Raw genomic sequence first — 13,807 nt, forward strand, 5'->3', positions numbered from 1 at the left:
CTGAACCGGCTCTCAATCTCCATCCTGGAGGTGTCCTTTGTTCCATCCTGAAACATCCCTTCACTCGTCCTAAGCAGTCCCTGTGTTCTTCATCCTGAAGTGGTAGCATCCAGATACCGTCCTTCTCCACCAGATCCTATCCGGCGATTAGAAGGATCGCTTAATCGACAAAGGGTGGCAAGACACTGTAAGAATAATGATGCTGATACTTTTACATATAAAAAAATGAACGTTTATAACAAAATGATTTTATTGAAGATAAATTTGACACAAAAATTTTACAGTTAAAGAATAGAAGTGATGTCTCACAGCCGGTGTGAGAGATCTCGCACACCGGCTTGACCAGAATAAACAATAACCACTTGCTTATTCAGGTAATACTGGACGCAATGCATCAAGAAAATGTATGAGAGTTGATGCCAGCAGGGTGTGCTTACTACTACCAAATTGCTCTAACACCACATTACCTGTGACATTGCACAATGAAGCCATTGTCATCTCTGACTCTGTGGTTGCCAAAAACAGCGTTGGCGAGAGTTTCAGCCTTTTTTGCGTGACCAGATGACCAATTAGATTCTCCTGTAAACGGATAAAATCATCTTCGCTCCACACTTGTAGCAGCGTAAAACGGTGATCACCTAAATCAGCCATCATGTCGCCAGCATATTGGCAGGTGTAAAACGCATGAATATCCGGGTGAAGCTGAATCTCCAACGCCCGTTCAATATTAGCCAATGTGGCATCGGCAACCGCTGACTGTGGCAACCAAAATACCTGACTGTCCTGAGTTTCCACAATGCAAGGTGAAGGAACACCATAAAGTTCTTCACTGGCGGGCAGATGCCCGGTCTGCTGCTGCCATAGATTGATATAACGTTGGGTAAAGCTATTTAGTGCCGTTGAAACATTCTGGTCCATTCTCGATTCTCAGTATCGCGGCAGCTTGCGCTGTATTGCTGAGTGCTACCCCCCCCACTCAGAAATGCAGTTAAACGCGGCATAAATTGATAAACTAAAGCTATTGTACCTTTCTCTCATCATGGGAACAGCATGTCTTCATATCAAGACCATAAGGCTCTGGCGGAACTGACGCTGGGCAAACCAACCGCTTATCGCGATCACTATGACGTCACCTTGTTGCAAGCTGTGCCACGCAGCATGAACCGTGAACCTCTCGGTTTATATCCAGATAACCTGCCCTTTCATGGTGCAGATATCTGGACGCTCTATGAATTGTCTTGGCTAAACAGTAATGGCCTGCCACAAGTTGCCGTGGGTGAAATCAGCCTGAATGCGGATAGTACTAATCTGATTGAATCCAAAAGCTTTAAACTCTATCTCAACAGTTTTAACCAAACCGTGTTTGCTGACTGGGAAAGTGTTCGCACCACATTGCAACGCGATTTGGCGGCCTGCGCTCAAGGTGATGTCAGTGTCACGCTATATCAACTCAATGAAATAACACATCAACCCATTGCCGATTTCTCGGGGGAATGTCTCGACCAACAGGATATTCGTATCAATAGCTATGAATTTAGCGCCGATTATCTGCAAGGGGCTACCACAAGCAACAGAGTAGAAGAGAGCCTGGTCAGTCATCTGCTCAAATCCAACTGCCTGATTACTCACCAGCCAGATTGGGGATCAGTACAAATCAGCTACAGTGGCCCACAGATTAACCGAGAGGCACTGCTACGCTATCTGGTCTCTTTCCGGCACCATAATGAATTTCACGAACAGTGTGTAGAGCGTATCTTCAACGACATAATGCGTTTTTGTCAGCCTGAAACACTGTCGGTCTATGCTCGTTATACCCGCCGTGGCGGACTGGATATCAACCCTTGGCGCTCCAATACTGATTTTGTTCCATCAACTGGCCGTATGGCCCGGCAATAAATATATGCGTACATGTACGCAACATTTAAGCACAACGCACGTTAGTATTGGCAAAAACCGAGGGACAACGTTAAGGTTAATTACCGTATCTTCACGCTATTTTCAGTAGAGAAATCAGGGATAGATACTTAAAGATCTCTATGATATTCCACGGCAAAATAGAAAGCAGCATTCTGATATACCCAAAGTAATTGGTGTGGCTGGTAGGCAGCCAACACCCAGCAACGTCAAGTACGAAGGGTATACACGGACACTACCACCCTCCGGGGTGTAAAGGAGTAACTTTGATTACACATGTCAGCCCACTCGGCTCAATGGATCTGTTATCACAGCTCGAAGTGGATATGCTCAAACGTACAGCCAGCAGTGATCTGTACCGTTTATTCCGTAACTGCTCCTTGGCAGTTCTCAATTCAGGCAGCCTAACCGATAACAGCAAAGAGCTTTTATCGCGCTATGAAACTTTTGATATCAATGTATTGCGCCGTGAACGAGGTGTAAAACTCGAACTGGTAAATCCACCAGAACATGCTTTTGTTGATGGCAAAATTATTCGTTCATTACAGGCAAATCTGTTTGCGGTGTTACGCGATATTTTGTTTGTGAATGGTCAAATCGTTAACGCTGGGCGTTTTCAACATCTCGATATGGAAAGCTCCAGCCATTTGACCAATCTGGTCTTTTCTATTTTACGTAATGCCCGAGCCCTCCATCTTGATGAAGACCCCAATATGATTGTGTGCTGGGGCGGCCATTCAATCAATGAAACTGAATACTTGTATGCCCGTAAAGTGGGGAGCCAACTGGGTTTACGAGAGTTAAATATTTGCACTGGCTGTGGGCCAGGAGCGATGGAAGCACCGATGAAGGGTGCCGCCGTTGGCCATGCCCAACAACGTTACAGAAATGGCCGTTTTATTGGTATGACTGAGCCTTCCATCATTGCGGCAGAGCCACCTAATCCGCTGGTCAATGAATTGATTATCATGCCGGATATTGAGAAACGGCTTGAAGCGTTCGTCCGCATCGCGCATGGCATCATTATTTTCCCAGGCGGCGTAGGAACAGCGGAAGAGTTGCTCTATCTGCTAGGCATATTAATGGATCCAGAGAACAGTGAGCAGGTACTGCCACTTATCTTAACCGGGCCAAAAGAGAGCGCGGATTATTTCCGAGTGGTGGATGAGTTCATCATAAACACTCTCGGTGATGGCGCGCGCAAATACTACAAGATAATTATCGATGACCCGGCTGAAGTCGCCCGTCAAATGAAAAAAGCGATGCCACTGGTGAAAGAGAACCGCCGTAATACGGGGGATGCTTATAGCTTCAACTGGTCTATCCGTATCAAGCCAGATTTACAGCATCCGTTTGAACCGAGTCATGAAAATATGGCGAATCTCAATCTGTCTCATAACCAGCCACCCGAAGAACTGGCTGCGGCACTACGCCGTGCATTCTCAGGCATCGTTGCGGGTAACGTAAAAGAAGTGGGAATTCATGCCATCGAAGCCTATGGGCCTTATAAATTGCATGGCGATCCACAATTGATGAAACAAATGGATAGCTTACTGCAAGGATTTATTGCACAGCATCGAATGAAACTGCCTGGCACTGCTTATACCCCTTGCTACGAAATTTGCAGCTAAGCCTTAACTAGTAATACCTCACCGGGCAGCGCCAGCACTTAGTCGTGTGGCTGCCCGACATTAATCTGGCTTAATGACTATATAAGACAGGCTATGCAAATCCATCTTCTTATCGTTGATGCACTTAATCTGATTCGTCGCATCCATGCCGTACAAGGTTCACCTTGCATTAATGCCTGCCAGCATGCGTTGCAACAACTGATTCAGCACAGCCAGCCCACCCACGCTGTGGCCGTGTTTGATGAGGATGATCGTTCCGATAGTTGGCGTCATCAATGCTTGCCTGATTACAAAGCTGGCCGCTCACCGATGCCGGACAACTTGCAACAAGAAATGCCGCAGATCCGTGAGGCGTTTAGCTCACTCGGGGTCGCTTGCTGGCATTCTCCTGGCAATGAAGCCGATGATCTGGCGGCAACTTTGGCGACCAAAATTGGTGGAGCCGGCCATCAAGTGACGATCGTTTCCACCGACAAAGGTTACTGCCAACTGTTAGCGCCAAATGTACAGATTCGCGATTACTTCCAAAAACGCTGGCTGGATATGCCATTTGTAAAACAAGAGTTTGGTGTATTGCCACACCAACTGCCTGACTATTGGGGGCTTGCGGGCATCAGCAGCAGCAAAATTCCGGGCGTCGCGGGGATAGGTGCCAAAACTGCCGCACTGCTATTGCAGCATGCCAGCAACCTTGAAGCGCTTTATCAAGATCTGGAATCAGTGCCGGAGAAATGGCGGAAGAAATTGCAGCAACACCAAGATATGGCATTTATCTGTAAGCAAATCGCCACACTGAAAACCGATTTGACATTAAGCGGTAACTTGCAACAACTTAGGTTACCTTAAAATTAAGGGGCCAAATGGCCCCTTGCGGATAACACGATACTCATATTCCAGTAATTGGAGCCACCGCTAAACCACTGCGGCTACAAGTACCAAAGATATATGACTATTGGCGTTCATCCCGACGCCCCGGCACACCGGACCAGATACGACGCACATGCACCGTCACTTCTTCACGGTCATGATAGAGCTGTTTAGCTTGAATATGGGCATTGATACCGTTTTCTTTCAACTGTTCATCCATCATTTCCATATTTTCCAAAACGATTTCAAAACGTTTTTTCATCGGTAATTTCAAGTTGAAAATTGCCTCACGGCACCAACCGTTTACCAACCACTTGATGATAAGTTGCGTCACTTTAGCCGGTTTTTCTACCATATCGCATACTAACCAATAGATATTGCTACGCGTTGGCTCATATTTAAAACCATCGACGCGATGATGGGTTACCTGTCCGGTATCCATCAGGCTTTGTGCCATCGCACCATTATCAATAGCCTGAACCATCATGCTGCGCTGCACTAATTGGTAGGTCCAGCCACCGGGGCAAGCACCTAGATCAACTGCATGCATACCACTGGCCAAACGCTCCTCCCATTCATCCGCAGGGATAAACACATGAAAAGCTTCTTCCAGTTTTAAGGTTGAACGGCTTGGTGCGTCAGATGGGAACTTAAGACGGGGGATACCCATATAGAACGGCGAGTTATTATTGCTGTAAGAGTAGCCAACATAACAGCAACCAGACGCGATAAAGAACACGTGTACCACTGGCCGATGAGGATTTTCACGGGCAGAAAGAATTTTTTGTTCCCGCATTGCGCTGCGTAAAGGTACCGTTAACTTACGGCAAAACTTAAGCAACTCTTTGCTTTCATTGGTATCAGGAACTTCAACACGTAACTCACCGGCTTTTTCAATAACACCGACTAACATCCCAACAATCGGTGAAACACGGTCTTCCGGCGGCAAATCTTTTAATAACTCACCCACCACCATCATCTGGCGGGCAAAAATCAACTCACGAAAAGGCACTTCACGAATCAAGCGATCGGCATCTTCCAACTGATAGCACTCAAACAACACATAACCGCTGTTTTCTTTTACTCGAGCGAAACCAAAGATTTCAAGCTGTGCCGCTTTCGCAGTAATTTCTGCCGCACACTCTTTCTCAAAGCCAGAGCGGCAATATAAAGCAATTTTATTATTCATGGCGTTCTGCCCTTTTTCTTAGACGCAGAGCGCCAATCAACATCAAAATCCATCCCGCCAGAAAACATACTCCGCCGATTGGCGTGATATATACCCACAGTTTCAGGTGCGATAGAGCCAGGCAGTATAAACTGCCGCTAAAGAGTAGCGTTCCGAGCGCTAACAAGGCACCACTCCAGTAAAACCAAATACTTACTTGCCGTTGCATCGCAACAGCTAACGCCAGAATCGCCAGCGTATGGAACCCTTGGTACTCCAGCCCAGTACGAACCCAGGCCATCTCATTCGGCCCCAGTGAGGCGCTCAATACATGAGCACCAAAGGCACCGAAAGCGACATAGAAAAAACCGCTCAGTGCGGCAAATATCAGCATTAAACGACCATTCATCGTCATTAACCTTAAATTAGATAGAGTTATACCCTTCGTACTCGACATTGCAGAAATGCTAGCTGCGACTCCAATGACGTGGGTATATCGTTATATCGCCCGACAATAGCCCATTTTATCGTAGCGGGTTACCATCGTGAATGGGTTGTCATTACTACGCAGATAGGGTGATTAATCAGTTCTCATAGCGAAAGCGTAACTTTTCTTGCTCGCTGGCAGCTCTTGCCAATATCCACTGACGAAAGGCGGCTATTTTACCTAGTTCTGCCTGACTGTCATGACAAACCAGATAAAAAGCATTTTTACTCACCAAAACATCATTAAACGGGCACACCAAGCGCCCTGCTTCAATCTCTGCCTGAGCCATGACGTTATTCACTAACGCAATACCTTGGCCGTGAACGGCAGCCTGAACCACCATAGCACTATGGCTGAATATCGGACCTTGTTGCACATTAATTTGAGGAACACCCAGTTGACGGGTATAGGCCATCCAATCCCGGCGGGAAGTATCATGCAACAACGTATGATTAGCCAGATCTGCCGGTACTTTTAATCCATGCTCACCCGTTAATAAAGTAGGCGCACAAACAGGAAGTAAGAATTCTGCATACAAACGCTCAGTACGCAAACCAGTCCAATTACCCCGACCATAGAAAATAGCCACATCAACGTCATCAGCAAGTTTGTCCTCCTCCCGATCCACCGCCTGAATCCTGACATCGATCCCCGGATAAGCCGCATTAAATCCAGATAGACGAGGAACCAGCCATTGAATAGCAAAGCTAGGAGGGAGGCTTACAGTGAGCGCGCCTTTCGCGCTACGCGCCTGCAATTTACGAGTTGCTTCATTGATGGAGGTAAAAATCTCTTTAATATCGAGGTAGTAGCTTTGCCCCTCCTCAGTCAGTAACAGCGAGCGGTTACGACGGCGGAACAGTTTTAGCCCAAGAAAATCCTCCAGGGACTTTATCTGGTGACTAACAGCCGCTTGCGTGACAAATAATTCATCAGCAGCTTTAGTAAAACTCAAGTGGCGTGCGGCCGCATCGAAAACCCGCAAGGCGTTCAGGGGTGGTAATCGTTTTGACATGAATTGGATACTTTTTTATAACGGCTCATCCTTAGATGAAACCCTTTGTTTACTTATTAGTTTTTATAATCCGAGACATTATAAATTGTCCGTTGATGATGCGCCAGCAAATACCTATAGTGGCGGCACTTCCCAAGCCGGAACGAAAAGTAGGTTTAGTATCCAGGTACTGAAATGCTTTTGGCTTTGTGGTTGTGATGTTGTGTTTGCAAATGGTCTGGTAGTCCAGACATAGTAGCTAAGCTACTGTTTTTTTTCACTTCCTGTACATTTACCCTGTCTGTCCATAGTGATTTTATGCAGCACCGCTATTTTAGCGGTGCTTTTTTTTACCCTATTTTCAGCGCTTAAATTTAAACGCGACTTTGCATTGCACATAGTCAGAGCTTAAATTTAAGTTGTTGCAGAGGGTTTGATTGCCGTATTAGGCATCTTTTGAACGGTGACTTCGCGTTAAACTACTTACCCTCAGCCATTTCTTTTACTTCTGAACGGTTAATTTGCTGTTCGGTGCCGTTGGCATCGGTGTAGCTTATCATCCCGGTTTCATCATCTACTTTAGGTTTACCATCAGCAACGATAGTGCGACCATCATTGGTATGCATAACATAGTTGCTTGAACAGGCTGCTAAGGTAAAAGTGAGCATAAGTGCAGAAATTACGGCAGCTGTCTTTTTCATGGGTGACTCCTTGCAGATTAAAATGCTAAAAAACTCATTTTCATTACCAGACAAATGGTTATGTCCGTTACTATTTAGCATAACTCACTTATGACATATTTCCAGTGAACCGAGCCATTAGCGGGCAAATTATGAACAAAATGAGTCAAAATGAGACAGTTCCGAAGTAACCCAAAGGATGAGAACAACAGTATGAAAGCCTTTAATCCCACGGATTTTCGTCAGGAATTCCCGGCTATTAGTGATGAGATAACCTATCTGGATAGTGCGGCAACTGCGCTGAAACCCCGCGCCATGATTGAGTCGACGCAACAGTTTTATCAGCAGGACTCTGCAACAGTACATCGCAGCCAACATCAATCAGCATTGTCATTGACGGTTCGTTTTGAGGAAACCCGCCAACAAGTGGCCGACTTTATCAATGCACCCGCAGCAGAAAATATCATTTGGACCAAAGGCACTACCGAAGCCATTAATTTAGTAGCACAAAGCTATGCCCGCCCTCGCCTGCAAACGGGCGATGAAATTATTGTCAGTGAAGCTGAACATCATGCCAATTTAATTCCCTGGCTTATGGTTGCAGAGCAGACAGGGGCCAGAATGGTTAAATTACCCATCGGCCTTGATCACCTACCCGACCTACAGCAATTACCGCAATTGCTTAATGATAAAACACGCATATTGGCGCTGGGCCAGATGTCTAACGTCACGGGTGGTAGCCCCGAGTTAGCTCAGGCAATCGAACTTGCCCATCAATATAACTGCGTAGTGATGGTAGATGGAGCACAAGGTGTTGTGCATAACCCGGCAGACGTTCAAGCGCTAGATATTGATTTCTACGCTTTCTCAGCCCACAAGCTCTATGGACCGACCGGCATAGGCGTGCTGTACGGCAAGTCTGAATTACTCGACGAGATGCCAGCCTGGCACGGTGGCGGTAAAATGCTCACTCATGCTTCCTTCGGTGGATTTACGTCCCATGAGGTGCCATACCGTTTTGAGGCTGGTACGCCAAATATTGCTGGCGTCATTGGTTTCTCTGCCGTTCTTAGTTGGCTCGAACATATTGATCTGGCAGAAGCAGAAACCTATAGCCAAAATTTAGCCACATTGGCAGAGAATAAACTGGCTAAATTACCGGGTTTTCGCAGCTTCCGTTGCCAGCAATCTAGTTTATTGGCGTTTACTTTCGATGGTGTGCACCATAGCGATTTAGTAACGTTATTGGCCGAACAGGGCATCGCACTACGCGCCGGGCAACATTGCGCACAACCACTCATGGCAGCATTAGGGGTAAGTGGCAGCCTGCGTGCCTCATTCGCACCGTACAATACCGCGAACGATGTTGATATATTGTGTAACGCAATAGCTAAGGCTCTGGAACTATTGCAAGATTAAGAACTAACAGATAATAATTTCGCCCAATAACCACCGGTCTAATTGAGAAGATGATGATTGCCCCACACCCTTTTGGTCACGATATTACTGCTGCTAAACTGCTGGAGATATTCAGCGTTCATAAACAGTGGGAAGATCGTTATCGTCAGTTGATTTTGCTGGCAAAACAGCTTCCGTCATTGCCGGAGCCACTAAAACAGAATCAACTGGAGCTAACTGGATGTGAAAATCGAGTGTGGCTGGGGCATCAACGCCTGCCGGATGGCAGCTTACATTTTTATGGTGATAGCGAAGGCCGTATTGTTCGTGGATTACTGGCGGTTATTTTAACTGCGGTGGAGGGGAAAACCCCACAGCAGGTATTAGCAGAAGACCCATTGGCGCTGTTTGAGCAGTTAGGGCTACGCCAGCAGCTAAGCACCTCGCGCGCCAGCGGTTTACTGGCGCTGGCGCAAGGTGTAAAGGCTATCGCCGCCCAATATATAGAGTAGGAGTTATTTCACCTGACGGGCTGCTTTCGCCATCATTTTTTTCAATGCATGGGACACAGCAACAAAACCAAAGGTCGCAGTAACCATGGTTACCGAGCCAAAACCTGAAGTACAGTCCATTTTTTTTGGGCCTTCCGCTGTACTGCGCGAAGCACAAACTGATCCATCAGCCTGGGGATAAACCAGTGGTTCGCTGGAAAAAACACAGTCGATCCCCAGTTTACCTTTGCTGTTTTTCACCACATTAAAGTCACTTTTCAACCTTTCACGTAGCTTAGCCGCCAGCGGATCCTGAATGGTTTTTGCCAGATCTACTACCTCAATACGTGTTGGATCGAACTGCCCACCGGCCCCACCGGTGGTGACTACTGGGATTTTATAGCGGCGACAATAAGAGAGTAGTGCCGCCTTAGGCCGTACACTATCAATTGCATCAATGACATAGCTAAAATTGTTATTTAAAAGTTCCGCGACATTATCCGCAGTAATAAAATCATCAATACACGTCACGCGGCATTCAGGATTGATAGCCAGAATACGTTCCGCCATCACTTCGGTTTTAGCTTGCCCAACATTGTGCCGTAAGGCATGGATCTGACGATTAGTATTGGTTACGCAAACATCATCCATATCAATCAACGTAATCGCGCCGATACCCGTGCGCGCCAGCGCTTCCGCTGCCCATGAGCCGACACCGCCAATACCAATGACACAGACATGCGCCTGCGAAAACAGTTCCAGCGCCTGCTGACCATATAGACGCGCTATGCCACCAAACCGCTGTTGGTAAGCTTCGGAAAAGGCTGTGTTCATCAATGTGTTACCTTAATTGCTTCGAAATGACGTTAATAATATCGATGATATGAAGACAAAAGCGGCCAATTGGCCGCCTGATAAAGAGTGAAACCGACCGTATACCGGCAATTGCAGGTAATAAGGAAGCTTACTGACCCTGATTATTCACCAGTAATGATAAACCATTACCCGCTGGCGCGACTGTTTTGCCACCTTGATAAGCGGTAAATAGCGGTCCGCTGCTTTGGGCATTTTTCAGTACCCAAACCCGACCATAATGATTGTAGAACCCAGCGGCCTGCCCAGCTTCATGGCCAATCCCCTGATAGATATCAAAGTGCTGGCCTTTAATCGCACCACCAACATCCAATGCCACCATCAGGCGCATCTGATATTGACCCGTGAATTTCCCCTGATTATCCAGCAAAGGCACTTCAGCTAGTAATGTGGTGCCTGGCGGAATCAAGGAACGATCAGATGCAACTGACGCTTTGGCAATCAATGGAACCGCACTGGCCCCTTTCACCGGCGCGTACATTTCTGGTTTAAAGAACACAAAGGACGGATTCTGCTCTAAAAGCTCTCTGACCTCAGCTTCACTATGAGTTTCAGCCCAGTGGCGGATGGCTTGCATCGACATATCTGCTTTAGCGACTTCGCCACGATCAATCAGCACTTTGCCAATACTGCGGTAAGCATGGCCATTTTTACCTGCATAACCGAAGAAGGTCAGTGGTCGCCCATCGCCATAATCAACATAGCCGCTGCCCTGCACTTCCATCATAAAGTTATCTACCAGCGAATTAGTGTATGCGATAACTAAACTACGGTTATCCAATGCACCTGCATAGATAGCAGCGCGATCGGGTAAACGACGCTTTCCTTTAGCAGGCATCCGATAAAGTGGGTGGCGGAATTCACCTTGTGGCGTATAACGGGCCTGAAGCACCGGAGTGTAGTAGCCAGTAAACTGTACGTTACCGAAATTATCGACCCCTTCCATCTGATAGGCATTCAAACCAAATAAACTTAGCTTGCTGGTATCGGCCCCTGCCAACATCCAGTTTTCGACCGCATTGAATGTATTACTATTGCGGTTATAGAGACCCGGTGAAGATTGGTTAATCACTTTCACCTGATCAGAATAATCTTTTGCGTTAACTGGCTTACCTGTTGCATTTGGTTCATTCACCAGTTCCAGTGATTGCTCCAGACGCCCATCCTTATATTGCTGCCCACGATCGGTTGGCCGCGATTGGCACCCCGCCAGAACAGCAATCATTATTCCACTTAGTAGGTATTTGCCCCAACGACTTGTCATTTCACGCCTTCTTTTACTCATTTTATCTACTGGCGAACGATAACAAACGCCTATAGATAAAGGAATCAGCAGGTGGAAAAAAATCCTCCTGACCCCGTTATGGGGAAAAAGGAAACAGATAGTTGATAAATTAATCGAAAAAACCTCTTTACCCTAATTAAGTGGCAAAACTACTTGCAACAGATCTCATCCAGAGTATAGTGCGCTCAATCGGACGCGGGGTGGAGCAGCCTGGTAGCTCGTCGGGCTCATAACCCGAAGGTCGTCGGTTCAAATCCGGCCCCCGCAACCAACCGATACTGGCTACCAGCAGTATCAAATGTCGTTCGATAGTCTTGAAAGTTAAGACGAATTAGGTAGAATAGTAGTGAGAAGCAAATAAAAGTGTAGTGACGGACGCGGGGTGGAGCAGCCTGGTAGCTCGTCGGGCTCATAACCCGAAGGTCGTCGGTTCAAATCCGGCCCCCGCAACCAATTCTTAATCATTTTCATATCAACATCAGACACCCTTAAGGGTGTTTTTTTGTTTCTGGCTTTATACCCGTCATACTTCAAGCCGCATGTGTGTTGGCTGCTTTCGTTCACCCGAATCATTGACTAACGTCAACTCATCGGGATTATCTCAGTTGCCACCTTCCTGCAACTCGAATTATTTAGGGTATATCTCTCAATCAATAACAATGCCCTACGCGTTAAAGTCGGGCCATCGCCCCACCATTAGCAAAATAGGCTTTGATGCCAGCAAAAATAGATTCTGCGACTTGTTGCTGAAAACGGCTGGTACGTAGTTTGCGCTCTTCTTCCAGATTACTGATAAATGCTGTTTCAACCAAAATTGAAGGAATATCAGGTGCTTTCAATACAGCAAACCCCGCCTGATCGACACGGTTCTTATGCAGCGTATTAATTTTCCCCATGCGATTCAGCACTTCTTTACCAAACTTCAGGCTGTCATTAATAGTCGCCGTTTGCAGTAAATCAATCATGGTATGGTCCAGATAGCGATCACCACTTTTGCTAACCCCCCCAATCTGGTCGGCCTCATTCTGTGTCTGGGCCAGGAAACGCGCGGCGGTACTGGTTGCGCCCTTGGTTGATAGCGCAAAAACGGAGGAACCTCTGGCCGCCTGACTGGTAAATGCATCCGCATGAATTGAAATGAATAAATCTGCCCGCAGTTTGCGCGCCTTCGCTACCCGCACTTTCAACGGGATAAAAACATCTTCATTACGGGTCATAAACACCCGCATATTGGCTTCTTTTTGAATTAACGCCCGTAACCGACGGGCAATTTGTAGCACAATGTCTTTTTCACGGGTTTTATTTCTACCAATAGCACCAGGATCTTCCCCGCCGTGACCAGGATCCAACATGATAACTATCGGTCTATCGCGCCCTGCTTTGCCTGCTTTTGGTGTCTCTGCGGGTAAGCTACGCTCCACGTCGCCTTTATTATAATCTTCCAATAATGCCAACAATGGATCGTCCTCAGCAGAGCTGTTGCCCTGAGCGGGATATAAATCCACCACTAAACGATTTCGAAATTCAGCAAAAGGTTTTAGAGTAAATAGCTGGGGGCTGATGCTTTGCTTCAACTCCAAAACCAAACGGACGGTATTTTTATCAAACTGCCCTACTCGGGCTTGCTTCAGATAAGGGTCACCGGACTGAACCTGATTAGTTATCTGTTTCAGGACGCTATTTAAATGTACCCCTTCAATATCAACCACAATACGATCAGGATTGGTAAGAGCGAACTGACGATACTTCAGCGGAGTATTGGATTCCAGCGTGACTCGGGTATAGGTTGAAGAGGGCCAAACCCGGACTGCAATAATATGTGAGGAATCAGCAAATCCAACTCGACTAACACTCAGCATCCAGGCGCTCGCAGCACCTTGCAACAGACGACGACGCCCAGGATTATGATTTGAATCTGCCATGTAACTCCAAAGTAACTACCAAAATATGAATAAAAAGCGCACAAAAAAATTTATGTGCAAAAACTTTAACGAATCAATCCCACGCTGTCATTAGAAA

Annotated in this window: 13 protein-coding genes and 2 tRNA genes; 7 read left to right on the top strand and 8 right to left on the bottom strand. The window is 46.6% G+C overall.

What is annotated here, in order from left to right; translation table 11 throughout:
- Window positions 1-366: 366 nt before the first annotated feature.
- On the bottom strand, window positions 367-918 hold the full coding sequence (syd, locus tag V1952_RS01500; RefSeq protein ID WP_420074234.1) for a SecY-interacting protein: 552 nt from the start codon (window positions 916-918) through the stop codon (window positions 367-369).
- A 132-nt stretch (window positions 919-1,050) separates the two neighbouring features.
- Between syd and queF the strand changes: the two genes are divergently transcribed.
- The 3 genes from queF to xni all read left to right on the top strand — a co-directional run bounded on the left by queF (window position 1,051) and on the right by xni (window position 4,391).
- Window positions 1,051-1,896 carry an NADPH-dependent 7-cyano-7-deazaguanine reductase QueF gene (queF, locus tag V1952_RS01505; RefSeq protein WP_420074235.1) on the top strand — a complete coding sequence of 282 codons (846 nt, stop codon included), beginning with the start codon at window positions 1,051-1,053 and terminating at the stop codon, window positions 1,894-1,896.
- A 284-nt stretch (window positions 1,897-2,180) separates the two neighbouring features.
- Entirely contained in the window at window positions 2,181-3,545 is a 1,365-nt protein-coding gene (gene ppnN / locus V1952_RS01510; RefSeq protein WP_372559775.1) for a nucleotide 5'-monophosphate nucleosidase PpnN, read from the top strand.
- A 93-nt stretch (window positions 3,546-3,638) separates the two neighbouring features.
- Window positions 3,639-4,391 (top strand): flap endonuclease Xni, encoded by a 753-nt coding sequence (gene xni / locus V1952_RS01515; RefSeq protein WP_372559776.1) that lies wholly within the window; start codon window positions 3,639-3,641, stop codon window positions 4,389-4,391.
- A gap of 103 nt (window positions 4,392-4,494) precedes the next feature.
- On the opposite strand, the gene rlmM is transcribed toward xni, so the two are convergent.
- The 4 genes from rlmM to V1952_RS01535 all read right to left on the bottom strand — a co-directional run bounded on the left by rlmM (window position 4,495) and on the right by V1952_RS01535 (window position 7,762).
- Entirely contained in the window at window positions 4,495-5,601 is a 1,107-nt protein-coding gene (gene rlmM / locus V1952_RS01520) for a 23S rRNA (cytidine(2498)-2'-O)-methyltransferase RlmM (RefSeq protein WP_083162900.1), read from the bottom strand.
- Window positions 5,594-5,989, bottom strand: a complete 396-nt coding sequence (locus V1952_RS01525) for a DUF423 domain-containing protein (RefSeq protein ID WP_083162898.1) — start codon at window positions 5,987-5,989, stop codon at window positions 5,594-5,596. The genes rlmM and V1952_RS01525 overlap by 8 nt, the downstream gene beginning before the upstream one ends.
- 175 nt (window positions 5,990-6,164) lie before the next feature.
- Entirely contained in the window at window positions 6,165-7,082 is a 918-nt protein-coding gene (locus V1952_RS01530; protein WP_083162896.1) for a transcriptional regulator GcvA, read from the bottom strand.
- A gap of 458 nt (window positions 7,083-7,540) precedes the next feature.
- Window positions 7,541-7,762: a YgdI/YgdR family lipoprotein gene (locus V1952_RS01535; RefSeq protein ID WP_005166349.1), complete on the bottom strand. Its 222-nt coding sequence runs from the start codon at window positions 7,760-7,762 to the stop codon at window positions 7,541-7,543.
- Window positions 7,763-7,954: 192 nt separating this feature from the next.
- Here V1952_RS01535 and csdA point away from each other — a divergent pair, with 192 nt between their 5' ends.
- Window positions 7,955-9,160: a cysteine desulfurase CsdA gene (csdA, locus tag V1952_RS01540; RefSeq protein ID WP_372559777.1), complete on the top strand. Its 1,206-nt coding sequence runs from the start codon at window positions 7,955-7,957 to the stop codon at window positions 9,158-9,160.
- A 50-nt stretch (window positions 9,161-9,210) separates the two neighbouring features.
- Complete coding sequence (gene csdE, locus V1952_RS01545) at window positions 9,211-9,651, top strand: cysteine desulfurase sulfur acceptor subunit CsdE (RefSeq protein WP_420070724.1); 441 nt, start codon at window positions 9,211-9,213, stop codon at window positions 9,649-9,651.
- Between the two features lie 3 nt (window positions 9,652-9,654).
- Here the strand turns inward: csdE and tcdA are convergent, their stop codons facing one another.
- Together tcdA and mltA are read right to left on the bottom strand one after the other, a co-directional pair.
- The gene (gene tcdA, locus V1952_RS01550) at window positions 9,655-10,464 is read right to left on the bottom strand and encodes a tRNA cyclic N6-threonylcarbamoyladenosine(37) synthase TcdA (protein ID WP_420070723.1); all 810 of its coding nucleotides are present in this window, start codon (window positions 10,462-10,464) and stop codon (window positions 9,655-9,657) included.
- 130 nt (window positions 10,465-10,594) lie between these two features.
- The gene (gene mltA / locus V1952_RS01555; protein ID WP_420070722.1) at window positions 10,595-11,767 is read right to left on the bottom strand and encodes a murein transglycosylase A; all 1,173 of its coding nucleotides are present in this window, start codon (window positions 11,765-11,767) and stop codon (window positions 10,595-10,597) included.
- A 215-nt stretch (window positions 11,768-11,982) separates the two neighbouring features.
- Here mltA and V1952_RS01560 point away from each other — a divergent pair.
- Window positions 11,983-12,059, top strand: a tRNA-Met gene (locus V1952_RS01560).
- Between the two features lie 105 nt (window positions 12,060-12,164).
- Window positions 12,165-12,241: transfer RNA gene (locus tag V1952_RS01565), tRNA-Met, on the top strand.
- A gap of 218 nt (window positions 12,242-12,459) precedes the next feature.
- Here the strand turns inward: V1952_RS01565 and amiC are convergent.
- Entirely contained in the window at window positions 12,460-13,710 is a 1,251-nt protein-coding gene (gene amiC, locus V1952_RS01570) for an N-acetylmuramoyl-L-alanine amidase AmiC (protein ID WP_420074236.1), read from the bottom strand.
- Window positions 13,711-13,807: the final 97 nt, after the last annotated feature.

The organism is Yersinia sp. 2542 StPb PI (genome assembly GCF_048593855.1).
Taxonomy (GTDB): domain Bacteria; phylum Pseudomonadota; class Gammaproteobacteria; order Enterobacterales; family Enterobacteriaceae; genus Yersinia; species Yersinia enterocolitica_E.